The organism is Microbacterium sp. PRF11 (assembly GCF_031844085.1).
Lineage (GTDB): Bacteria > Actinomycetota > Actinomycetes > Actinomycetales > Microbacteriaceae > Microbacterium.
The window spans coordinates 198,620-220,643 of record NZ_JAUZUP010000001.1; the positions used below are offsets into that span (position 1 = coordinate 198,620).

21 protein-coding genes are annotated in these 22,024 nt (G+C 71.9%); 8 read left to right on the forward strand and 13 right to left on the reverse strand.

The window, feature by feature from the left end; genetic code table 11:
- Nucleotides 1–32: 32 nt before the first annotated feature.
- The 4 genes from Q9R20_RS01030 to Q9R20_RS01045 all read left to right on the forward strand — a co-directional run bounded on the left by Q9R20_RS01030 (nt 33) and on the right by Q9R20_RS01045 (nt 2,467).
- Entirely contained in the window at nt 33–470 is a 438-nt protein-coding gene (locus Q9R20_RS01030) for a thioredoxin family protein (RefSeq protein ID WP_311247600.1), read from the forward strand.
- Entirely contained in the window at nt 463–1,023 is a 561-nt protein-coding gene (locus Q9R20_RS01035; protein WP_311247601.1) for a DUF4395 domain-containing protein, read from the forward strand. Before Q9R20_RS01030 ends, Q9R20_RS01035 begins: the two co-directional genes overlap by 8 nt.
- Before the next feature lie 105 nt (nt 1,024–1,128).
- On the forward strand, nt 1,129–1,554 hold the full coding sequence (locus Q9R20_RS01040) for an OsmC family peroxiredoxin (RefSeq protein ID WP_295839561.1): 426 nt from the start codon (nt 1,129–1,131) through the stop codon (nt 1,552–1,554).
- The gene (locus tag Q9R20_RS01045; protein WP_311247602.1) at nt 1,547–2,467 is read left to right on the forward strand and encodes a TIGR01777 family oxidoreductase; all 921 of its coding nucleotides are present in this window, start codon (nt 1,547–1,549) and stop codon (nt 2,465–2,467) included. Before Q9R20_RS01040 ends, Q9R20_RS01045 begins: the two co-directional genes overlap by 8 nt.
- Before the next feature lie 40 nt (nt 2,468–2,507).
- On the opposite strand, the gene Q9R20_RS01050 is transcribed toward Q9R20_RS01045, so the two are convergent.
- From Q9R20_RS01050 to Q9R20_RS01070, 5 genes are all read right to left on the reverse strand, one after another.
- Nucleotides 2,508–2,960: a hypothetical protein gene (locus tag Q9R20_RS01050; RefSeq protein ID WP_311247603.1), complete on the reverse strand. Its 453-nt coding sequence runs from the start codon at nt 2,958–2,960 to the stop codon at nt 2,508–2,510.
- Nucleotides 2,957–3,769 (reverse strand): 4-hydroxy-tetrahydrodipicolinate reductase, encoded by an 813-nt coding sequence (gene dapB, locus Q9R20_RS01055; protein WP_311247604.1) that lies wholly within the window; start codon nt 3,767–3,769, stop codon nt 2,957–2,959. Before dapB ends, Q9R20_RS01050 begins: the two co-directional genes overlap by 4 nt.
- 105 nt (nt 3,770–3,874) lie before the next feature.
- On the reverse strand, nt 3,875–4,477 hold the full coding sequence (locus Q9R20_RS01060; protein WP_311247605.1) for a histidine phosphatase family protein: 603 nt from the start codon (nt 4,475–4,477) through the stop codon (nt 3,875–3,877).
- A gap of 77 nt (nt 4,478–4,554) precedes the next feature.
- Entirely contained in the window at nt 4,555–5,580 is a 1,026-nt protein-coding gene (locus Q9R20_RS01065; RefSeq protein WP_311247606.1) for an aldo/keto reductase, read from the reverse strand.
- 241 nt (nt 5,581–5,821) lie between these two features.
- Nucleotides 5,822–8,119: a polyribonucleotide nucleotidyltransferase gene (locus Q9R20_RS01070; RefSeq protein WP_311247607.1), complete on the reverse strand. Its 2,298-nt coding sequence runs from the start codon at nt 8,117–8,119 to the stop codon at nt 5,822–5,824.
- 304 nt (nt 8,120–8,423) lie between these two features.
- On the opposite strand from Q9R20_RS01070, the gene Q9R20_RS01075 reads away from it, so the two are divergent.
- Nucleotides 8,424–9,701: a hypothetical protein gene (locus Q9R20_RS01075; RefSeq protein ID WP_311247608.1), complete on the forward strand. Its 1,278-nt coding sequence runs from the start codon at nt 8,424–8,426 to the stop codon at nt 9,699–9,701.
- 103 nt (nt 9,702–9,804) lie between these two features.
- Here Q9R20_RS01075 and Q9R20_RS01080 read toward each other — a convergent pair whose 3' ends face one another.
- Complete coding sequence (locus tag Q9R20_RS01080; RefSeq protein WP_311247609.1) at nt 9,805–11,772, reverse strand: glycosyltransferase; 1,968 nt, start codon at nt 11,770–11,772, stop codon at nt 9,805–9,807.
- A gap of 122 nt (nt 11,773–11,894) precedes the next feature.
- Here Q9R20_RS01080 and Q9R20_RS01085 point away from each other — a divergent pair, with 122 nt between their 5' ends.
- Nucleotides 11,895–12,506 carry a VTT domain-containing protein gene (locus Q9R20_RS01085; RefSeq protein WP_311247610.1) on the forward strand — a complete coding sequence of 204 codons (612 nt, stop codon included), beginning with the start codon at nt 11,895–11,897 and terminating at the stop codon, nt 12,504–12,506.
- A gap of 130 nt (nt 12,507–12,636) precedes the next feature.
- Here the strand turns inward: Q9R20_RS01085 and Q9R20_RS01090 are convergent, their stop codons facing one another.
- The gene (locus Q9R20_RS01090) at nt 12,637–13,398 is read right to left on the reverse strand and encodes a fructosamine kinase family protein (protein WP_311247611.1); all 762 of its coding nucleotides are present in this window, start codon (nt 13,396–13,398) and stop codon (nt 12,637–12,639) included.
- Nucleotides 13,399–13,444: 46 nt separating this feature from the next.
- On the opposite strand from Q9R20_RS01090, the gene Q9R20_RS01095 reads away from it, so the two are divergent.
- Nucleotides 13,445–14,227 (forward strand): DNA/RNA non-specific endonuclease, encoded by a 783-nt coding sequence (locus Q9R20_RS01095; RefSeq protein WP_311247612.1) that lies wholly within the window; start codon nt 13,445–13,447, stop codon nt 14,225–14,227.
- 102 nt (nt 14,228–14,329) lie between these two features.
- Here the strand turns inward: Q9R20_RS01095 and Q9R20_RS01100 are convergent, their stop codons facing one another.
- From Q9R20_RS01100 to efeU, 6 genes are all read right to left on the reverse strand, one after another.
- Nucleotides 14,330–14,932, reverse strand: a complete 603-nt coding sequence (locus Q9R20_RS01100; protein WP_311247613.1) for a methyltransferase domain-containing protein — start codon at nt 14,930–14,932, stop codon at nt 14,330–14,332.
- Between the two features lie 86 nt (nt 14,933–15,018).
- On the reverse strand, nt 15,019–15,663 hold the full coding sequence (locus Q9R20_RS01105; protein ID WP_311248382.1) for an FMN reductase: 645 nt from the start codon (nt 15,661–15,663) through the stop codon (nt 15,019–15,021).
- Between the two features lies 1 nt (nt 15,664).
- Nucleotides 15,665–16,870, reverse strand: coding sequence for an LLM class flavin-dependent oxidoreductase (locus Q9R20_RS01110; RefSeq protein ID WP_295839605.1), 1,206 nt, complete (start codon nt 16,868–16,870; stop codon nt 15,665–15,667).
- A gap of 265 nt (nt 16,871–17,135) precedes the next feature.
- Complete coding sequence (gene efeB / locus Q9R20_RS01115) at nt 17,136–18,422, reverse strand: iron uptake transporter deferrochelatase/peroxidase subunit (protein ID WP_311247614.1); 1,287 nt, start codon at nt 18,420–18,422, stop codon at nt 17,136–17,138.
- Complete coding sequence (gene efeO / locus Q9R20_RS01120; RefSeq protein ID WP_311247615.1) at nt 18,419–19,648, reverse strand: iron uptake system protein EfeO; 1,230 nt, start codon at nt 19,646–19,648, stop codon at nt 18,419–18,421. The genes efeB and efeO overlap by 4 nt, the downstream gene beginning before the upstream one ends.
- 60 nt (nt 19,649–19,708) lie before the next feature.
- Complete coding sequence (efeU, locus tag Q9R20_RS01125) at nt 19,709–20,644, reverse strand: iron uptake transporter permease EfeU (RefSeq protein ID WP_311247616.1); 936 nt, start codon at nt 20,642–20,644, stop codon at nt 19,709–19,711.
- A gap of 197 nt (nt 20,645–20,841) precedes the next feature.
- Here efeU and Q9R20_RS01130 point away from each other — a divergent pair, with 197 nt between their 5' ends.
- A complete protein-coding gene (locus tag Q9R20_RS01130) occupies nt 20,842–21,858 on the forward strand; it encodes a 2-oxoglutarate and iron-dependent oxygenase domain-containing protein (protein WP_311247617.1) in 1,017 nt (338 codons plus the stop codon).
- Nucleotides 21,859–22,024 lie beyond the last annotated feature (166 nt).

Below are 22,024 nucleotides of genomic sequence, written 5' to 3' on the forward strand. Positions count from 1 at the left end.
AGGACCTCCCCCGCGCATTAGCCTTGCTCGTCGTGGATCTGACCCTCGCCCTCCTCGCGATCGCCGCGCTCGTCGTCGTGGCGACGGCCGTGGGCCTTCTCGCCCGCGCACGTCAGGGTCGCGCCCGCGCCGTCGACTCGGCCGAGGTCGTCGATCCGCGTCGCCTGGGCGCCGACGCGCTCGGCGAGGAGGCGACACTCCTGCAGTTCAGCACCGAGATGTGCTCGCGCTGCCCCCAGGTGCACCGGATGCTGTCGGAGGTCGCCGACGCCCGCGACGGCGTGCGGCACCTCGACGTCGACCTCACGCACCGCCCCGACATCGCTCAGCACTTCCGCGTGCTGCAGACCCCCACGACCCTCGTCCTGGACCGCCGCGGCATCGTGCGCACGCGCTTCGGCGGCACGCCCGGCCGAGCCGTGGTGGAACTCGAACTGGACACCCTGCAGAAGGAGGCCTCCCGTGCCTGACGTCTCGCGCATCGATGCCCGCGGCCCGCGCTTCGCGGCATCCATCACCGCCGTCCTGCTGCTCGTGGCGACGCTGCTGGGTCTGCTCGGCATCGCCACGCGCCGCGGAGCGGTGACGTCCACCTCCGCCGGCGCAACCGCATCGCCGAGCGACTGGGCACTCCCCCAGGCGACGCTCGGGGACCGCGCCGCCGACCCCGGCTTCATCCTCCTGCTCGTGATCGCGCTGCTGTTCCTCTGGGGCGTCGCCGCTCCCCGCACCGCGCCGTGGGGCCTGCTCTACCGCCGCGTGGTCCAGCCACGCCTGGCTCCGCCGACGGAGTTCGAGGACCCTCGCCCGCCGCGCTTCGCCCAGGGCGTCGGGCTGTTCGTCACCGCGGTCGGGCTCCTGCTGCACCTGGCGGGCGTTCCGTGGGCACTGCCGATCGCCGCCGCCATGGCGTTCGTCGCCGCCTTCCTCAACGCGGTGTTCGGGCTGTGCCTCGGATGCCAGCTCTACCTCGTTCTGCAGCGCGCGGGCCTCATCGGTCGGCGCGGCCCGGCCCCCGCCTGACGCCCGGCCCCGTCCGGGCTGTCAAGACCCGTTCGCGGCAAAGCTCCGTCGTTAGGCTGGCCGCGTCGCGGTCGCCCGGACCGCGCCGAGAAAACGGAGGTTCCCATGGCCGTCACGAGCGAAGCCACCACCGCCTGGAAGGGCAGCCTGTTCGAGGGATCGGGTGAGGTCACCTTCACCTCGTCGGGTATCGGCACGTTCGACGTGAACTGGAAGGCGCGCAGCGAAGGGTCGAGCTCGGTCACCACGCCCGAGGAACTCCTCGCCGGAGCGCACTCGGCCTGCTTCAGCATGGCGCTGTCCAACGCCCTCGCCGACAACGGCACCCCGCCGGAGTCGGTCGACGCCACCGCGTCGATCACCTTCAAGCCCGGCACCGGCATCACGGGCAGCCACCTCAACGTCAACGCCGTCGTCCCCGGCCTCGACGACGAGACGTTCCAGAAGATCGCCGCGGACGCGAAGGCCAACTGCCCCGTGTCGCAGGCACTCGCGGGCATCGACATCACGCTCGAGGCCACGCTTGGCTGAGACCCCGGCCCGACGCGTCGTCATCGCCGGCGCGTCGGGCCTCATCGGCTCGGCCCTCATCTCATCGCTCCGAGGCGACGGCGTCGAGGTGACCTCCCTCGTGCGTCATGCCCCCACCGACGCGCACGAGAAGCAGTGGCTGCAGGATGCCTCGCCCCTCGACCCCGACGTGATCGCCGGAGCCGACGCCGTCGTCTGCCTCAACGGCGCCTCGATCGGGCGCTTCCCCTGGACGCCGTCCTACAAGAGCACGCTGCTGTGGTCGCGGATCACGCCGACGCGGACGCTGGCCGCGGCCGTGCGCGCCCTCGGCGCGGATGCGCCCGCGCTCGTCAACGCCAGCGCGACGGGGTTCTACGGTTCGCAGCCGGGAGCCGTCCTCACCGAGGACTCGCCGCGCGGCCAGGGTCTGCTCGCCGACATCTGCGTCGACTGGGAAGAGGCGGCCCGCACCGCGGGCGACGCCGCGCGCGTGGCGATGCTGCGCACCGCGCCGGTCGTGCACGAGCAAGGAGTGCTCAAACCCCTGCTCCTTCTGACGAAACTCGGCATCTCCGGGCCGATCGGTCGCGGCACCCAGGTGTGGCCCTGGATCACGCTCGACGACGAGGTGCGTGCCATCCGTCACGTGATCGACTCCGACATCGCCGGCCCCGTCAACCTCACGGGTCCCACCCGCGCGACGGCGAACGACCTCGGCTTCGCGCTCGCTCGCCGCATGAACCGTCCCTACGTGCTGCGCGCGCCGGTGTGGGGTGTCAAGCTCGCCCTGGGGACGGATGCCACCGAGGCCCTTCTCACCTCGGATGCCGACGTCCGCCCGACCGTGCTGGAGAAGAGCGGGTTCCGCTTCACCCATCGCACGGTCGAGGATGCCGTGGCCTCAGCCGTTCCCGCGCACGACGCGGCGTGAGCCGCGACGCACTCCGGGGCGAGGCGGCGCCGTTCGCCGCTCAGCCCGCGCGGCGCTCCGCCGCCTCGAGTCGGATCGCCGTGCGGACGGCCTCGCGGGCACGCCGCCGATCGCCCGCCGCGTCGTAGGCGAGGGCCAGCCGGAATCGGGCGCGCCAATCGCCGGGGTTCGCTTCGACGTCGGCGCGATACGCCGGGAAGAGGGCGTCACCGTCTTCGCGCTCGATACGCCCACTCGGACGCACCGGCAGCTCCTCGTCGGGGAGCCCACCCTCGGCATCGAGCCGCTCGCCGAGCTTCTGCGCCCGCACACCGAACCACAGCTCGCGTCCGATCGCCCACAGCGCCAGGAGCGGGAGGACGAGCAGGGCGACGCCCATCGCGATCCCCACCGGCTCGCCGCTGCTCAGCAGCACCAGCGCGCGCTGACCCGCGAGAACCACGTAGAGCAGGAGCAGCACCGTCATCACGGCGACGGCGACGCGGGTTCTCATGCGCTGGTGGCGCCCGCGACCTGGCCCGACACGTCGCCGTCGGCCACCGGGGCCTCGGGCGGAAGGGGACGCGTGCGCATGCCGATGTCGATGAAGGCGTCGAGGCCGATCGTCACGCCGCGCGCGTCGCGAGCCGCCGCCAGGGCGATGCGGATGCCGGGCGCGTAGGCCGTCGCGGGGTCGACGGTGTCGTGCACGATCGAGAGCGATTCGCCCGCCCCTGAGAGCACGGTCTCCTGTCGCGCGACGACACCGGGACGGCGGAGGGAGTGGATGGGGACCGAGGCGACCCGCTGGCCGCGAGCGCGCTGATCGACGTGCGGGGACTCCACGGGTCCGACCTCGGCGCGGGCGGCCGCGATGAGTTCGGCCGTGCGCACCGCGGTACCGCTGGGCGAGTCGACCTTCGTCTCGCGATGCGCCTCCACGATCTCGATCGAGGGGAAGAACGGGGCGGCCGCCGCGGCGAGGGCGCTGCCGATCACGGAGCCGAGCGAGAAATTGGGGATGAACACCGCACCGGTGCCGGAGGCCTCGACGAGCGGCCGCACCAGGGCGATGCGCTCGTTCGACCAGCCGGAGGTGCCGACGAGGACGTTCAGGCCGCGCTCGATCGCGGCACGGACGACGTCGATGGAGACGGCCGGAGTGGACGCGTCGATCACGAGATCGGCCCCGTCGAGCTCGGCGAGGTCGGAGCGGGAGCCGAGCACCGCAGAGACCTCGAAGCCGTCCTCGGCCTCGACGACCTCGCGGATCACTCCGCCGAGCTTGCCGGTACCGCCCACGATGGCCACGCGCGTCGTCATGCGTTCCAGCCTAGGCGCGGCGACGGGGCTGGACGCGGAGTTGTCCACAGACGCGCCGCGGACCGCCGTGCGATTCCGGGTGCGCCGGGCAGCGGCATCCCTCCGTCAGACCGGGAGGGGATCGATCAAGCCGGTGCGCAGCTCGACCGGAAGGTGCGCGAGGTCGTTGTGGGACAGCAACGTCCACGGGCGACCCTTCTTCTGCGCGATGACGGTCAGACCGCAGTACGCCTGGTTGATGGTCATCCACCGCCACTCGGGAGCCTGCAGCACCTCGCGGACGAACCACGCGATGACGAAGTTGTGAGTGATCACCAACTCGTGCACCTCGCCGGTCTTGCGCGCCAGGAATTCGGCGGTCGCGTCGGCCATCTGCGCGCGCCCCGCATCGACCTCGGCCTCGGTGACGGAGCCGAAGAACGGTTCGTAGGCCGCGGGCGTCTCGGGTGTCATCCCGGTGGGCACGCAGTCGAACAGCAGCGCCGAGGACTCCGGCGCCACCGAGGGCAGACGGTCGGCCACCGCGCGCGCGGTCTGCGCCGCGCGCTCGAGAGGCGAGTGCCAGACCGCATCGAGAGGCAGCCCCGAGAGCCGGTCGGCGAGCAGGGCCGCTTGACGCTGACCACGCGGAGACAGGGGACCGTCGGTCAGCCCATGCTCGGCATCCTGGTGCTCGCCATGGCGCACCAGGTAGATGTAGTGCGTCACGTCAGCTCACTCCGTCGTCGATCCGCCGTCCTCCGGCGCTCCGTCCCAGCCTACGTCACGCCTCGCGCGCGGGGCGGTCACTCGGCGGCGCGCGCGATGTCCGACAGCTGGGCGCGACTGAGACGCACCCCGACGGCTCGCATGCACTCGACGACGTGACGGGGGGCGAACGCGTTGACGATGGGCGCGGTGATGATCTTCTGCGCGAGCAGCCAGGCCACCGCGACCGCGGCATCGGGGATGCCGAGCTCCTCCCCGACCGTGTCGAGCGCGCGGAGCACGCGGGACCCGCGGCGGTTGAGATGGGCCGCCACCTGCGTGCCGCGCGCCGACCGCGAGGACTGGCCCCGGGAGCGGGTCTCGCCGGCGAGGAAACCGTGCGCGAGGGGGTGGGACGGCGTGACCGCCATGTTCTGCGCGCTGGCGATGAGGCGCACGTCGCCGTCGAACTCGGAGCGGCGCAGCACGTTGTACGGCACGTCGAGCACCGTGATGCGCGGGTACCCGGCCGACGAGAGGATGCGCGCCTCCACCAGCTGGGCGGCGGTGTAGCCGTGGGCGCCGATCGCGCGGACCTTGCCGGACTCGACGAGCCATTCGCTGGTGGCGAGCGTGTCTTCGAGCATGGCGGCGTCGCCGCGGACCGCGTCGAGCGAGAGCACATCGATGCGGTCGGTGCTCAACCGCGTCAACGAGGCCTCCACGGCGCGCACGAGATTGACGGAATCCAAGCCGGGATTGTCGGGGTGTCCCCCGATACGCACCGTCACCACGGTGTCGTCGCGCACCCGGCGCGTTCGCATCCACTCCCCGATGATGAACTCGCTGCGTCCCGCGGCGTAGCTGTCGGCGGTGTGCAGAGCATTGCCGCCGAGCTCGGCGTAGGCGTCGAGGATCTCGTGGCTCGCCCGCGCGTCGACGTTCCACCCGAACTCGCCCCCGCCGAGGAACAGCGGGAACACCTCGAAGCCGGTCTCGCCCAGCGGGACGCGCACGTGCGAGCCGAGGCCCGGCCCCTGCAGCGTGATGGGCGCGGAGGGGTGAGGCGGACGATCCCGACGCAGGCGCGGCGAGGCCGTCTCATCGACGCCCGAGCCGCTCATGGTGGCATCCCCTCTCCGGGTACCGGGGTGGCGGTACGGCACGCGCCGTATCGATACGCCCCCCGACGTACTTCGAGGTTAGGGCGTTGCCGTGGACCGGCCCCCGTTTCCCTCGGCTCGGCGGTAAATATTGGGTAACGCTTGCGCGCGCCGCCTGCTCAGCGGTCACATCCGTCACACCCGTCACACGGCGGATGCCCGCCCCGCAGAAGCGGGACGGGCATCCGGTCGCAGAAGAGGATCAGCCCTCGGCGGGAGCCTCGGGGCCCTCGCTCGCAGCGGCCGAGCTCTGCGTGTCAGCCGGCTCGGGCGTGGCAGCATCCTCGTCGAGCACGGGCTCGAGCGAGAGCTTGCCGCGGTCGTCGATCTTCGTGATGCGCACGAGGATCTTGCGACCGACGGAGAGCACGTCCTCGACGTTCTCGACGCGCTTGCCGCCGGCGAGCTTGCGCACCTCGCTGACGTGCAGCAGGCCGTCCTTGCCGGGAAGCAGCGAGACGAACGCACCGAAGGTCGCGATCTTGACGACGGTTCCGAGGAACTGCTCGCCCACCTCGGGGTTGGTCGGGTTGGCGATCGCGTTCACCTGGGCGCGGGCGGCCTCGGCCGAGGGGCCGTCGGTCGCGCCGATGTAGACGGTGCCGTCCTCCTCGATGGAGATCTGCGCTCCGGTCTCGTCCTGGATGGCGTTGATCGTCTTGCCCTTGGGGCCGATGAGCTCGCCGATCTTGTCGACCGGGATCTGCACGCTGATGACGCGGGGCGCGGTGGGCGCCATCTCGTCGGGAGCGTCGATCGCCGAGTTCAGGACGTTGAGGATCGTCAGACGAGCCTCCTTGGCCTGGGTGAGGGCGGCCGCCAGCACCGACGACGGGATGCCGTCGAGCTTGGTGTCGAGCTGGATCGCGGTGATGAACTCCGACGTACCCGCGACCTTGAAGTCCATGTCACCGAGAGCGTCTTCGGCGCCGAGGATGTCGGTCAGCGCGGCGTAGCGCGTCTGGCCGTCGACCTCGTCGGTGACGAGGCCCATGGCGATACCGGCGACGGGGGCGCGAAGGGGCACACCCGCGTTCAGCAGCGACAGGGTCGAGGCGCACACCGAGCCCATCGACGTCGAACCGTTGGAGCCGAGGGCCTCGGACACCTGACGGATCGCGTAAGGGAACTCCTCGCGGCTGGGGAGCACCGGGACGAGCGCGCGCTCGGCCAGGAAGCCGTGACCGATCTCGCGACGCTTCGGGCTGCCCACGCGACCGGTCTCACCGGTCGAGTACGGCGGGAAGTTGTAGTGGTGCAGGTAGCGCTTGCTCGTGATGGGCGACAGCGAGTCGATCTGCTGCTCCATCTTGAGCATGTTCAGCGTGGTGACGCCCAGGATCTGGGTCTCGCCGCGCTGGAAGATCGCCGAGCCGTGGACGCGCGGGATGACCTGCACCTCGGCGTCGAGCGGGCGGATGTCGGCGAGTCCGCGACCGTCCATACGGACGCCCTCGGCCAGGATGCGACCGCGCACGATCGTCTTGGTGACCGACTTGTAGGCGGCGGCGAACTCGAGCGTCGCGACGGCGGGCAGCTCGCCCGACTCGACGGCGGCGAGCAGCTGCTCCTTGACCGAGGTCTTGACCTCGTCGTCGGCGTTCTGACGCTCCTGCTTGTCGGCGATCTGGTACACGGGCACCAGGCGGTCGTAGGCGCGACCGGCGACGAAGTCGTAGACCTCCTGGCTGTAGGCCGGGAAGACAGGGTACGACTGGATCTCCTTCGACGCGGTACGAGCGACCTCGTTCTGCGCGTCGACGAGCTGGCGAAGGAACGGCTTGGCCGCCTCGAGACCCTCGGCCACGACCTGCTCGTTGGGCTTGGTCGCGCCGCCCTTGATCATGTTCCAGCTGCCCTCGGTGGCCTCGGCCTCCACCATCATGATGGCGACGTCGCCGTCGTCGAGCACGCGGCCCGCGACGATGAGGTCGAAGACGGCGTCCTCGAGCTGCTCGGCCTTGGGGAACGCGACCCACTGGTCGGCGTGCTCGCCCTGGCCGGGGATGAGCGCCAGGCGCACACCGGCGATGGGGCCGGAGAACGGCAGACCCGAGATCTGGGTCGACATCGACGCGGCGTTGATCGCGAGGGCGTCGTAGAACTCGCCGGGAGCGATCGAGAGCACGGTGACGACGATCTGGACCTCGTTGCGCAGGCCGTCGACGAACGACGGGCGCAGCGGGCGGTCGATGAGGCGGCACACGAGGATGGCCTCGGTGGAGGGGCGACCCTCGCGACGGAAGAACGAGCCGGGGATCTTGCCGGCGGCGTAGGAACGCTCTTCGACATCGACGGTCAGCGGGAAGAAGTCGAAGCCTTCACGCGGGTGCTTGCCGGCGCTGGTGGCCGACAGGAGCATCGTCTCTTCGTCGAGGTAGGCGGCGACGGCGCCCTGAGCCTGCTGGGCGAGGCGTCCGGTCTCGAACCGGACGGTGCGGGTGCCGAACCGGCCGTTGTCGAGAACGGCTTCGGCGGCGGTGATTTCTGGACCTTCCAAGAGGTCCCTCCTTCTTTGTTTAGGCTCGCCGCCCCGTGTGGACGACGAGCTGACATGCGAAGGAGCAGGAACAGGCAGAAAGGGCGCGCCGACGAATCGGCCCGGAAATCCCGGCGACTGGCCACCAGTAGACGACCACCCGGCGAGACGACGGGGAGTCCACCACAGGGGACCAGCGTCTGCCGGCCTGCTCCGTGAGCTCATATGTAGTTGAGCGGATGCCAAGACGGCATCCTGCTCCACCCTATCAGCGACGACCCGCCAGGGCTGGGCGCGGCGGGCAGTCGTGCTCTACCGTGACCTCATGGGTCTCATCCGTCGCAGCAGTCACACGCTTCTCGCGTGCGTGCTGCTCGGCACCGTTCTGACCCCGCTCCCCGCCTCCGCCGTCGTCCTCCCGGCGGCCGCCGCGGTCGACGACGGCGCCGTCGCGCGCGTGAAGCAGGAATTGGATACCGCCGAAGCCACGGCCGCGCAGGCGTCGCGTCGCGCCCTGGATGCGTCCGCCGCCGCCGAGCGCGCGCGACTGCTCGCCGAGTCCACGGCATCCTGCGCGGCAGACCTGACCACCCGCAGCGACGCCGCGGACACCACGATGGAGGCGGCGACCGCGGCGGCCGGACTCAGCGCCGCGCGTCTGTACCGCACGGTCGGCGGAGGTCCCTTGGTGGCGCAGCTGCTCACCGACGCCGACCCAGACTCCCTGCTCCAGCGGCTCGGCATCCTGGATCGCGTATCCGCCGCCGCCGCTCGCACCGCCGGAACGGCCCGCAGCGCCGCCGACGTCGCGTCGTCGCTGCGCGCGCAGGCGGAGCAGGCCCGCGACGAAGCGGCGCGTCTGGCCCAGCAGGCGCAGTCCGCCGCCGCGGAGGCGCAGACGCAGGCGGATGCCGAGTCCTCGGCCGTCACGGCCGCTCAGGCGCGCCTCGACGACCTCTACGCGCAGCTGGCCGCCCTGCGCGAGACGACGGCGGCCGAGGAGCGCGCCGCCCGTCAACGCGAGAAGGCGCAGCAGGACGCCGCCGCACCGGGCGGCGCCACCGGCGGCGGCGCGGCGCCCGGTGGCTCGACCTCGGCCGGCTCGGGATCCACGGGTGGGGGCGCGGCACCCGCGAACGGCGGCTCCGGCGGGGGCTCCGCCTCGAACGGTGGCTCCGGCTCGAGCGGCGGATCCGGCTCTGGCGGCGGCTCGGGCTCCGGGCCCGGTTCCGGCTCGGGCTCGGGCGGCGGGTCAGGCTCCGGCGGCGGAGCGACCGCTCCCGCGGGCCCGATCATGAGTCCGAACGACGCGCGCGCACACGCGCGCGGCGCCCTGGGCGGCTGGGGATGGGGCGACGATCAGTATTCGTGCCTGAACTCCCTGTGGAACCGCGAGTCCGGATGGCGCGCCGACGCCCTCAATCCGAGCAGCGGCGCCTACGGCATCCCCCAGGCCCTCCCCGGCGAGAAGATGGCCTCCGCCGGACTCGACTGGCGGACCAACGCCGTGACCCAGATCTCGTGGGGCCTGTCGTACATCAAGTCGCGCTACGGCAGCCCGTGCGGGGCGTGGGACCATTCCCAGCGCACCGGCTGGTACTGAACGCTGCGACCTCACACGAACGGGTCGAGCGCACACGATCTCGCCGCGCCACAGCGTGTGATCTCGGCCGGATCGTGTGGACTCGGCGGCGTGATTCGAGCCGTCACGACGTGCGAGCCCGCTCACGGTCGCCGCGCGTGGGCAGTTCCACGTAGTCGTCGTGCTTGGCGCGGACTCCGTCGCCCGCGGTGCGCCCGCGCAGACGTCGCCACACCCACGGCAGGGCGTCGCGCGTGAGCCACACGCCGCTCGCGCGCTCGTCGTCGTCGGCGTGGAGCGCCTCGTCGAGCCCGAGCAGGGCACGCGCGTCGGGGACACCGAGCGTCTCGGCCGCGCGATAGGCCACGAGGCGGTGCCCCGCCGAGCGCAGGTGCACCAGGTCGTCGGCCCACAGCGGCGGATCGCCGATCTCCCCCACCGCCTCGAGGTCGAGCAGCATCGCCCCCTGCTCGGCGGCGATGCGTCGCAGCTCCACGTTGTAGGCCGCGAAGCGCCGGGCGAAGAGGCGGGCCGCGGGCCGGCGCGGCAGGAAGGTCGTCACCAGCAGCACGTCGGCCCCGGTGCGACGCACCGCCCGCACGGCGGACTCGACCTCCGCGACGAGCGCCGGGATCACCGGCGCCGGGCCCACGAGATCGTTCGCGCCGATGAGGATCGACACGAGATCGGGCTCGAGCGCGAGCGCCGCCGGAACCTGCTCGTCGATCAGGTGCCGGACGCGCCGACTGCGCACCGCGAGATTGGCGTAGCGGAACGGCCCCTCGTCGCTGGTGTGCGCCAGGAGCTCGGCGAGACGGTCCGCCCAGCCGCGGAACCGGCCCTCCGGCATGCGCGAGGCGTCGCACAGCCCCTCCGTGAGCGAGTCGCCGAGCGCGACGAAGCGCGTCCACCGTCCCCGCGACCGCGAGGGCGTCGCCGCCGCCGGGCGCGGTCCGCCTCGCCGCAGCAGACTGTCGTCGACCCGGCGGAGGGCGACGGCATCCTGGTAGTGCCCGACGAGATCTCGCGTGAGCGCCTCCCAGGTGCGACCGTGCACGGCGTCCCGCGCGGCGCGGGCGAACGCGCGGCGCTTGGACTCGTCTCCCGCCAGATCGGCGACGCGCGCCCGCAGGTCGTCGAGGTCGCCGGGCTTGTAGAGCCATCCGTCGACGCTGGAACGCACGAGGTCGAGCGGGCCGCCCACGCCCGTCGCCACGACGGGGACCCCGCTGGCCAGCGCTTCCTGGATGGTCTGGCCGAAGGTCTCGCTCTCCCCCGGGTGCACGAACACGTCGAAGCCCGCCATGGTCGACGCGAGCGCCGCGCCCGACAGGTGGCCGGTGAAGACGGCATCCGGGATCGCCTTCTCGAGCGCGGGACGCGAGGGCCCGTCGCCCACGATCACCAGACGGGTGCCGGGCAGATCGGCCAGCGCGCGCAGATCGTCGACCTGCTTCTCCGGCGCGAGGCGTCCGACGTATCCGACGATGCGCTCCCCGTGGGGAGCGATCCGGGCACGCCACGCGTCGTCGCGGTGCTCGGGCGCGAAGCGGACGGCATCCACTCCCCTCCCCCAGCGGCGGAGGCGGTCCACCCCCAGCTCCTCGAGCTGGCGGGTCGAGGCCGACGACGGCGCGAGGGTCAGGGTCGCCCGGCGGTGCAGGCGCGCGACGTGCGCCGCGACGAGCGCCGTGGCGTGCGGCAGGCCGTACTTCTGCGCGTAGGCGACGACGTCGGTCTGATACACCGCCACAGAGGGGATCTTCAGGGCGTCGGCGGCGGCGAGCCCCTGCCAACCCAGCACGAACGGGGATGCCAGGTGCACGACGTCGGGATCGAAGTCGCGCAGCAGCGCACCCAGGCGGGCCGCGCGGGCGAACACCACCCGTACCTCGGGGTACGACGGCAGCGGCACCGAGCGCAGCAGCTCGGTGCGCGCGCCGTGCAGGTCGGCGGTGACGTCGCCCGACTTGGGGGCGATGACGAGCGTCTCGTGCCCCGCCTCGGCGAGATGGCGCAGCACGTGGAGGACGGAGCCGGTGACCCCGTTCATGTGCGGGAGGAAGGATTCGGCCAGCAGCGCGACTCTCACGAGACCAGGGTGGGGCGCGGAAGGGCGTTTCCGGGACGACGTTCGCGATGTTCACCCGATGCTCCGCCCGCCGTCACCCCCGCGTCGGCGGGGCGTCTCGATCCGCGGCGGAGAGTGACGGGATGGACGGAGTCGACGCCTGGCTGCAGGCGATTGCGGCGAGCCCGTGGGCGCTGCTCGGCATGGCGGCGCTCGTCTTCGCCGACGCGTTCCTCGTGGTCATCCCGGGTGAAGCGGCCGTCACGGCGTTCGGCGCCCTGGCCGTCTCGCACGGGACGCCGCCGCTGGCCGGGGTCATCGTCGTCGCCGCAGCAGCCGCCTTCGCCGGCGACGCGTGCTGCTACCTCGTGGGGCGCACGGTCGGCGTCGAGCGCTGGGCGTGGATGCGCGGACCCCGCGTGCGGGCGGCCCTCGACTGGGCGCGGGCGCGACTGGAGCGCAACGCCGCCGTGGTGCTGTTCACGGCGCGCTTCGTGCCGTTCGCGCGGCTCGCGGTGAACCTTGCCGCGGGGGCCGCGCGCGTGGGCCCGGCCCGGTACCTGGGGGTGGCGGCGCTGGCCGCGCTGGCGTGGGCGGCCTACCAGGCGGTGATCGGCGCGGTCGTGGCGGCGGTGGTCCCCGGTGGGCCCGTGGTGGCGGTCGGGGTGTCGATCGCCGTGGCGGTGGGGATCGGCGTCGGCATCGACCTCGTGCTGGCCCGGCGGGCGAAGCGGCGGGCGGCGGCTCGGGGCTGAAGAGGGCGGGGTTCCGAGCGCCCAGCGGAACGGCGGATTCGGACGACGAACCGGCGTCCGTTCGCATCCCATGCGCGGCTCCGCATCCGTTACCCCGCTCTCCGGTCCCGGACGCCGGCGCCCCGGCGCCTCAGACCAGGGCGAGCGTCCGTTCCGCGGCGTCGACCAGCGCCCGACCGTACGACGGCCCGTGTCCGGCGGCGTGGACGGCGAGCGGGTGCAGCTGATGCACCGGGACCCGCTCCCGCCACCCGGCGGCCAGCGGTCGAGCCCGGTCGTAGGCGGTGAGGATCTGCTCGAGGAACGGGCAGCCGAAGAGCGCGAGCATCGCGAGGTCGGTCTCGCGGTGACCGCCGTGCGCCGCGGGATCGATGAGCACGACGCCCTCGCTTGCCCACAGCACGTTCCCGGCCCAGAGGTCGCCGTGCAGCCGCGCGGGCGGCTCGCCGTCGTCGAAGGCGCCCTGCGCGATGAGGGCGCACGCCCGACCCACGATCTCCGCCCCGGATGCCGACAGGTTGCCCGCGGCGACGGCGATGGGCACGAACGGCTCGACCCGCTGAGCCGCGTAGAAAGCTCCCCAGGTCGACGTCGGGACCGCGGGCTGCGGGCGTCGACCGATGAAGATGCCGCCCTCCCATCCGGGCGGCGGCGACCCGAAGGCCTCGGCCCCCGCGGCGTGCGTCGCGGCGAGCGCTTCACCGAAGGCGGTCGCGGCTGCGGCGGTCGGGGCGGCCTCGGTGATGCGCTCGAGCGCGATGCGGTCGTCCCCGACCTCGAGGACCCTCGCCGTGCGGGCGCCGCCCGCGTCGGCGAGCCACCGCAGTCCGGCCGCCTCCGCGGCGAAGAAGCCGTCGGGCGCGTCGGCGCGGGTCTTCACCAGCTGTTCCATGTCCCCAGTCTGTCGCGATGTCGGTGGTCACCGGCACGATGAAGGCATGAGCGACGGCTACGACCCGGACTTCCTCGGCATCCCCCTGCCCCTGCCCTCCCCCGACCGCCGGACGACACGACTCGACTACCCGCGGTTCTCGGTGCTGCTCGATGAGGAGCGCCGCTTCGCGGCGGTGACGGGCGTCGTGATCGACGGTGCGTCCTTGCGCGAGCAGCCCCGCACCGGCGAGTGGCGGCTCGACCCGCGCGTGGCCGCCGACGCGCAGGCGGGTCCCGACGTCTACAGTCGCAACGACCTCGACCGGGGCCATCTCGTGCGCCGTCGCGATCCCGGTTGGGGTTCGGCGTCCGAAGCCCGGGATGCCACGGAGGCCACGTTCTTCTACACGAACGCCGCCCCGCAGGCGGCGGGATTCAACCAGTCGAAGGAGCTGTGGCTCGGCCTCGAGGACCACGTGCTCGCCTATGCCGAGACGACCGATCAGCGCCTCGCGGTGTTCACCGCCCCCGTGCTCGAGCCCGACGATCCGCCGTATCGCGGCATCCGGGTGCCGCTGCGTTTCTGGAAGATCGCCGTCTGGCGTCAGGACGACGCCCTCGCGGCGGCCGGATTCGTGCTCGATCAGAGCGACCTGGTCGACACCCGGCAGGGTCTCGCCGTCCCGCCACTGGGCGCCTTCCGCACCTTCCAGGTTCCGATTGCCGACATTGCCGCCGAGGCGGGGATCGAGGTCGGGCCGCTGGCCGCCGCCGACACCTTCGTCCGTCGGGGTCTGCGACCGGTGGCCGCCCGCGAGCTGCGAGCTGCCGACGAGATCGTGCTCTGAGCCGGGCACAGCAGGCGACCCTGTCGGGCCACCGGCGCCGCGAGCGAAGCGAAGTCGTCGGCGTCCCCCGGACGCCGCCCGCGACCTCACGGGGGCGGCGTCTCAGCGCACCCGCTCGGCGTGCAGCAGCGTGTCGATCGCCGCAGCCTGGTGCCCGTCACGGAGCTCGGCGTCCGCGCTCGTGCGGGTGACCCGCTCGCACCGCTCGATCCTGAACCGCTCATCGACCGCGCCGCGCAGCAGCTCGGGCGTGTAGAGGATCGCAGGGTCGCTTGGTCCGTGTCCTCCCGCGGCGATGTTCTCGACGTCGTGACCGAGGACCACGAGGGTTCCCCCCGGAGCCACCCACTCCGCGATGCGCGCGATGGCCGCCGCGCTGTCGCGAAGGTGCAGATAGCACGAGATCACCAGGTCGACGGGTGTCTTCGGATGCCACTCGCGCACATCGCCCACGGTCCAGTCGACCCTGTCGCCGCCGGGTCGCGCCGCGGCGAGCGCGAGACCCGCGCTCGAGAAGTCGACCCCGGTGCACGCCCACCCGCGCTCGGCGAGCCACAACGCCGTACGCCCGTCGCCGGTCGCGACGTCGATCGCCGTACCGGGGACCAGGGTCGCGGCGATCTCGCGCACCACGGCGGGCGGCTGAGTGGCCCAGACTCCCCCGGCGGAGGCGCGGTAACGCTCGTCCCACTGCGCGGCATCCATCGCGACTCCCTCTGCTCGGCTTCCACCCTAGGTCCGCACGACGAAGCCCCGCCGCCCACTCGGGGCAGCGGGGCTCGATCACGGGCTCACTCGCCCGACAGACCACCCAGCAGATGTCCGAAGGAGCGGCCCTCGCCGAGGTACGACGACGGGTCGAACGGGTCGGCGTCGCGAACGGGCTCACGGGCCGCGATGGCATCCGCGAACTCACGGGCGCCGCGATCGACGCGCGAGCCGAGCGGGGCGACCTCGTCGGCATTCGAACCCCAGTCGCTGGATGCCGCGAACACACCGGTCGGCACGGGATTGGCGTGCAGGTAGGTGAAGAGCGGGCGGATCGCGTAGTCGATCGCGAGCGAGTGCCGGGCGGTGCCGGCGTTCGCGCCGATGAGCACGGGGGTGCCGTTCAACGCCTGCGGGTCGAGCACGTCGATGAACGACTTGAACAGCCCCGAGTAGCTCGTCGAGAAGATCGGCGTGACGGCGATGATGCCGTCGGCCGAGACGACCGTGTTGATCATCTGCTCGAGCGCCGGCGGCGCGAAACCGGTCAGCAGGTTGTCGGTGAGCTCATGGGCGTAGTCGCGCAGTTCGAAGACGTCGCTCGTCGCGTCGATCCCGCGCTCGCGCAGCTCGGCGAGAGCCGCGTGGGCGAGGCGATCCCCGAGCATGCGCGTCGACGAGGGCGTCGACAGACCCGCGGTGATGACCGCGATACGGCGCGCGGCCATGTCAGGCACCGACCTTCGTCGCCGCGGCACCGAACGCGCTGCCGGAACGCGGAGCGGCATCCTGGTACGGGCTTCCCGCCACCATGTTGTCGCCGCGGTTCGCGCCGGGGACGGCCTGGCGCGGAGCCGCACCTGCGTAGATCTTCTCGACCTGGTTGGCGTGCGTCGGCGCGTCGGGCACCTCGGCCGGGCGGTTCTTCTGCAGCTCCTTGCGGAGCACCGGGACGACCTCGGAGCCGAGGATGTCGAGCTGCTCGAGCACCGTCTTGGTCGGGAGCCCCGCGTGGTCGATGAGGAAGAGCTGGCGCTGGTAGTCGCCGAACGTCTCGCGCATCGCGGCGTAGCGGTCGATGACCTGCTGCGGCGAGCCGACGGTCAGCGGGGTCATCTCGCTGAAGTCCTCGAGGCTCGGGCCGTGCCCGTACACGGGCGCGTTGTCGAAGTACGGACGGAACTCGCGCACCGCGTCCTGGGAGTTCGCGCGCATGAACACCTGACCGCCGAGACCGACGATCGCCTGCTGGGGCGTGCCGTGACCGTAGTGGGCGAAGCGCTCGCGGTACAGCGTGATCAGGCGCTGGTAGTGCTCCTTGGGCCAGAAGATGTTGTTCGCGAAGAAGCCGTTGCCGTAGTACGCGGCCTGCTCGGCGATCTCGGGAGTGCGGATCGAGCCGTGCCAGACGAAGGGCGGCACGCCGTCGAGGGGCCGCGGGGTCGAGGTGAAGCCCTGCAGGGGCGTGCGGAACTTCCCCTCCCAGTCGACGACGTCCTCGCGCCACAGCTTGTGCAGCAGGTCGTAGTTCTCGATCGTGAGCGGCAGGCCCTGACGGATGTCCTTGCCGAACCAGGGGTAGACGGGGCCGGTGTTGCCGCGACCGAGCATCAGGTCCGCGCGACCGCCCGACACATGCTGCAGCATCGCGAAGTCCTCGGCGATCTTCACCGGGTCGTTCGTGGTGATGAGGGTCGTCGACGTCGTGAGGATGAGGCGCTCGGTCTGGGCGGCGATGTACGCGAGCGTCGTCGTGGGCGACGACGACCAGAACGGCGGGTTGTGGTGCTCGCCGAGGGCGAAGACGTCGAGACCGACCTCCTCGGTGTGCTTGGCGATCGTGAGCGTGTCCTTGATGCGCTGGGCTTCGCTCGGGGTCTTCCCCGTCGTCGGGTCCTGGGTGATGTCGCTCACCGTCATGACACCGAACTGCATTCCGGGCCAGTTGCTCGTCTCGTTCACGATGCGCCTCCTGTTTGTATGCATCTGAATATACATACTCCAACGCGAGGCGCCCAGCTTTATTCCGCGCCCGCGCCGCGGCATCCGCCCGAGCGCCCGCCAGATCACACGCCCGGTCCGAGATCACGCGTCCCGTCACCCACCGAACGCGTGATCTCGTACGGATCGTGTGATCTCGCGCACGGCCACCCAGCGCGTCGCGGCGGCGCACCCGCCCGGCAACGGAGACCGGAACGCGCTACGCGCCGAGCAGTCCGGCCCCCACCGACACCCCGGCAGCCGGAGCGGGAGGCACGGCCCAGAGCCCTGAGCCGACGTGACGCACGTACTCGTTCATGGCATCCGTCGACAGCGCTCTCTGCACCGTGATGTAGCGCTGCGGGCTCTTCTGGAACGACAGGAAGAACAGTCCGGCGTTCAGCCGCCCGAGGTCGGTGGTCCCGTCGACGAAGTTGTAGCCGCGGCGAAGGAGCCGGATGCCGCCATTCATGTCGGGGTGGGCGAGCCGCACGTGGCTGCGCGGGTCGATGGCGGGAGCTCCCGTCGATCCGGTGGCGGCGAAGTCGGGCGCCGTGAACTCGTCGCCGCCCGACAGCGGGGCGCCCCGCGCCTTGTCGCGTCCGATCACGCGATCCTGCTCGGCGAGTCGCGTGCGGTCCCACGTCTCGATGAGCATCGAGATGCGCCGCGCGACGAGATACGACCCGCCCGCCAGCCACGCCGGACCCTCGGATGCCGAGACCCACACGTTCTCGTCGAGGGCGGCCGTGTCGTCGGCGAGGATGTTGGCCGTTCCGTCCTTGAAGCCGAAGAGGTTGCGCGGAGTCGACTGGTCCGACGTGGTCTTGGAGGTGCGGCCGAAACCGAGCTGCGACCAGCGGATCGTGGCCCGTCCGAACGCGATCCGACTGAGGTTGCGGATCGCGTGGACCGCCACCTGCGGGTCGTCGGCGCACGCCTGGATGCAGAGGTCGCCGTCCGAGCGCAGCGGGTCGAGGTCGTCGCCGAGGAACGCGGGGAGCCGCTCGAGCCCGTCGGGCCGCTGTCCCTCGAGCCCGAAGCGCGCGTCGAACAGCGAGGGACCGAAGCCGAAGGTGATGGTCAGGTTGCTCGCCGGAAGCCCCAGCGCCTCGCCCGTGTCGTCCGGCGGCGCCTCGGGCGAGCCGCCGACGGCGCCGGTGGCGGTGACCTCGAGCCCCTGCATCATGCGGGTGGCGGCGTACGTCCAATCCGCCAGCAGTTCGGCGAGGTCATCGCGGGTGGTGCGCGCCATCATGTCGTACGCCGCGAAGTGCAGGTGCTCCTGCACGGGCGTCGTGATGCCGGGCTGATGGATGCCGCTCGCCGGGGCCGCGGCATCCCTCGCCGTCTTCTGTTGCTCGAGGGCGTACGCCTGTCCCCCGACCAGACCCGCGCCGGCGCCCACGACGAGGCCCGTGGCCCCCGCGCCGAGCGCGAGGCCCATCAGTCCGCGACGCGAGAGGCCCGCCTGCGGAGTCTGCTCCTCCTGCTCGGTCACGCTCACTCCAGGATCGTCACCGTGAGCTGCGACAGCGGCTCGGCGAGGGCGTTGATGAGGTCGGTCAGCCGACGCTTGTCGGCCTCGGTGATCTGGCCGTACGGGACGAAGCCGGCGTCGAGCGAGCCGTAGGTCGCCAGCGCCGCCTCGAGGTCGGCGTAGCCGCCGTCGATGCGCGAGACCAGCGCGGTGCCCTTGTCGCCCTTCGAGTCGGCGAAGTCGCGCACGAGCGAGAACGCCATCTTGGAACCCTCGACGTTGGCGGCGAAGTCGTTGAGGTCGGTGCCCGACCACCAGTCCTCCTCACCGCTGATCTTGCCGGTGGCGACCTCGTCGAGCAGGGCGATCGCGCCGTTCGAGATACCCGCGACACCTTGCGTGGTCAGCGCCTCGGTGAACGCGTCGGAGTGCACGTAGTCATAGAGCTCCTGCGTGTCGGCGATGAGCTTGTCGCCGTACGTCGCACGCTCGGCCGGGGTCGACGGCGCCCAGTTCTCCCAGGCCGGCGTCTCGCCGTCGGCGTTGAGCGCGTCCTGCGCGGGGACCCACAGGTCTTTCTCGATGCGGTGGAACCCGGTCCAGTCCAGACCCTCGGCGACCGCGTCGACCTCGCGGTAGTCGATGCGCGGGTCGAGGTCGCCGAGCGCCTCGGCGATCGGCTCGATGCGCTCGTAGAACGCGCGCACGCGCGGGAACTGCTCGCGCGCCGCGGCGTCGTCGCCCGACTCGTACGCGGCGGCGAAGGTCTGCACCGCGGGGATGAGCTGGCCCACTTGATCCTTGACGAACGCGGCGTAGAGGTCGACGGCCTGCTGCTTCTGCTCGGCATCCGCCCCGGTGACGGCGACCGCTTCTCCGGTGACCGAGAAGCTCGCCCGGCCCACGCCGTCGCCGACCATGCCGGGCTTGCAGAGCGTGAAGTACTCGCCGGGCTGGGCGACGACCGTGAGGTTGCGCGAGGCGCCGGGGGCGATGTTCTCGACCTCGCCGACGATGCGCAGACCATCGGATGCCAGCAGGTAGAACTCCGTGACCTGGTCGCTCTGGTTGGTGACGTCGAAAGCGACCGTGCCGCTCGGCGCGCTGGCGGACGACACCGCGCAGCCGTCGTCGGTCGAGGTGACCGTAAGGGCACCGGAGGCGGCGGCGTCGGACTTCGCGACGCAACCGGACAGGACGAGGGCGGCCGCGCCGGCCACGGCCGTGGCCGCGAGGAGGCGAGTCGGGTTCATGATGCTCCGTTCGGAAGGGATGGATGCCGTGGCGTCGGGCACGCGAGCGGCGCCGGGGGTCTACGAGGTGGCGGTGACAGGGTCGGGGGTCGAGGCCGGAGCCGAACCCGCGACCCGACGCGAACGCCGGTTGGCACGGACACCCCGCACGAAGAGCGGGACGACGACCGCGACGTAGGCGATCCACGCCAGCACCTGGAGCCACGTCATCTGCGGCATGAAGCCGACGGTGGCCTGCAGCAGCGCGGCGAGCGGACCGCCCGGGGCGATGACGCCGGAGACGTCGAACGCCCAGCCGAAGGGGAAGCCCGCCCAGCCGGTGGCGACGAGACCCGTCGCCGGGTCGAGCGGGGCTCCTGCGCCGAAGGGACCGGGCAGCGCACCGGCCTCCTGCAGATCGTGGAAGGCGTAGGCGAGCACCCCCGCCGCGACGACGACGAGGAATCCGCCCGTCCAGGTGAAGAAGCGCGAGAGATCGAGGCGGAGCATGCCGCGGGCGATCAGCCAACCGAGCACGACCGCCGCGGCGAGACCGAGCAGCGCTCCGAGAAGAGCGAGCGGGGCGTCGCCGAACGACTGCACCATCGACCACAGCAGCAGCGTCGTCTCGACACCCTCGCGAGCGACCGAGACGAAGCCGATCGCGACCAGCGCCCACACGCCGCCGCGGAGCGCCTTGTCGACGCCGCCCTCGAGGCCGGCCTTGAGCGTTCGGCCGGCACGCTGCATCCAGAAGATCATCCAGGTGACCATCGCCACGGCCAGCAGCGACAGGCCGCCCCCGAGCAGCTCCTGCGCCTCGAACGTCAGCATGTAAGCGCCGAAGGTGAACACCGCGCCGATGGCGAGGGCGAGGGCGACGGCGAGTCCGACGCCCGCCCAGAGGCGCGGGAGGGCGTCGCGCCGGTCGAGACGGGTGAGGTAGGCGACGAGGATGCCGACCACGAGGGCGGCTTCGAGGCCTTCACGGAGGCCGATGAGGAAGGTGGCGAGCACGGGCGTGACCGACTTTCGAACGACGGAGGATGCCGCGACACTGCGGATCAGGTAAGGGCAGCCTCACCTGACCAGGACAGATTACGCATTCTCGCCGCTGCGCGCACCTTTGTGTCGCCTCGGAGTCCGCATCACTCCCGCGGTAACCGTCGGCAACATTCGGGCGCCACTCGACGAGGGCGATCTAGCCTCGACGCATGTCCGACCTGAATCTCCCCGTCCTCGACCTCTCGCTCCTCGACCAGGGCCCGGATGCCGCCGCCCGCTTCCGCGACGAGCTGCGTGCCGCGACGCACGACGTCGGGTTCTTCTACCTGACCGGGACCGGCGTCAGCGCCGAGCTCGAGGCGAACCTCCTGAAGGTCGCGAAGGACTTCTTCGCGCTCCCCGAGGCCGAGAAGCTCTCGATCGAGAACGTGACGAGCCCGCACTTCCGTGGCTACACGCGCGTCGGCGGCGAGCGCACGCAGGGACGCGTCGACTGGCGCGAGCAGATCGACATCGGACCCGAGCGCGACGCGATCGACGACCGCGAGGGACCGGGGTACAACCGCCTGATCGGCCCGAACCTCTGGCCCGCGGCACAACCCGAGCTGAAGGACGTCGTCACCGAGTGGCACGACCACCTCACCGGCGTCGCGCGCAAACTGCTGCGCGCGTGGGCGCTCGCCCTCGGCGCCGAGGAGCAGTACTTCGACCGGCACTTCGGAGACCCGCAGACCCTCATCAAAATCGTTCGCTACCCCGGCAAGGACGACCCCACCCCGCAGCAGGGCGTCGGCGCCCACAAGGACTCCGGCGTCCTGACGCTGCTGTGGGTGGAGCCCGGCAAGGGCGGACTCCAGGTCGAGCGCGACGGCGAGTGGGTCGACGCTCCCCCGGTGTCCGGCGCCTTCGTGGTCAACATCGGCGAACTGCTCGAGTACGCCACCCAGGGCTACCTGCGGGCGACGAACCACCGCGTGATCTCGCCGCGCTTCCCCGACGAGCGCATCTCGGTGCCGTTCTTCTTCAACCCCGCCCTGGACGCACGACTGCCCATCATCGAGCTGCCGGCGGAGCTCGCCGCCGAGGCCTGCGGCGTCGAGGACGACCCGACGAACCCCATTCACGCCACCTACGGCGAGAACGCCCTCAAGTCGCGTCTGCGCGCCCACCCCGACGTGGCCGAGCGCTGGCATTCCGACCTGCTCGCCGCCCGCACGGCATCCTGAGTCGCCGACGGTCGCGCGCCGGTCGCGTCTGCGGCCGCACGCCCGCCTACCTGCCCGCGAGGGTCCGCCGATAAACGCCGCGTCGAGTGAAACACGCCCTGTCAGCGCGTGTCTCACTCGGGGCGGCGTTTATCGCGGAAGGAAACCCGCCGCGGTCCCGCGGAGG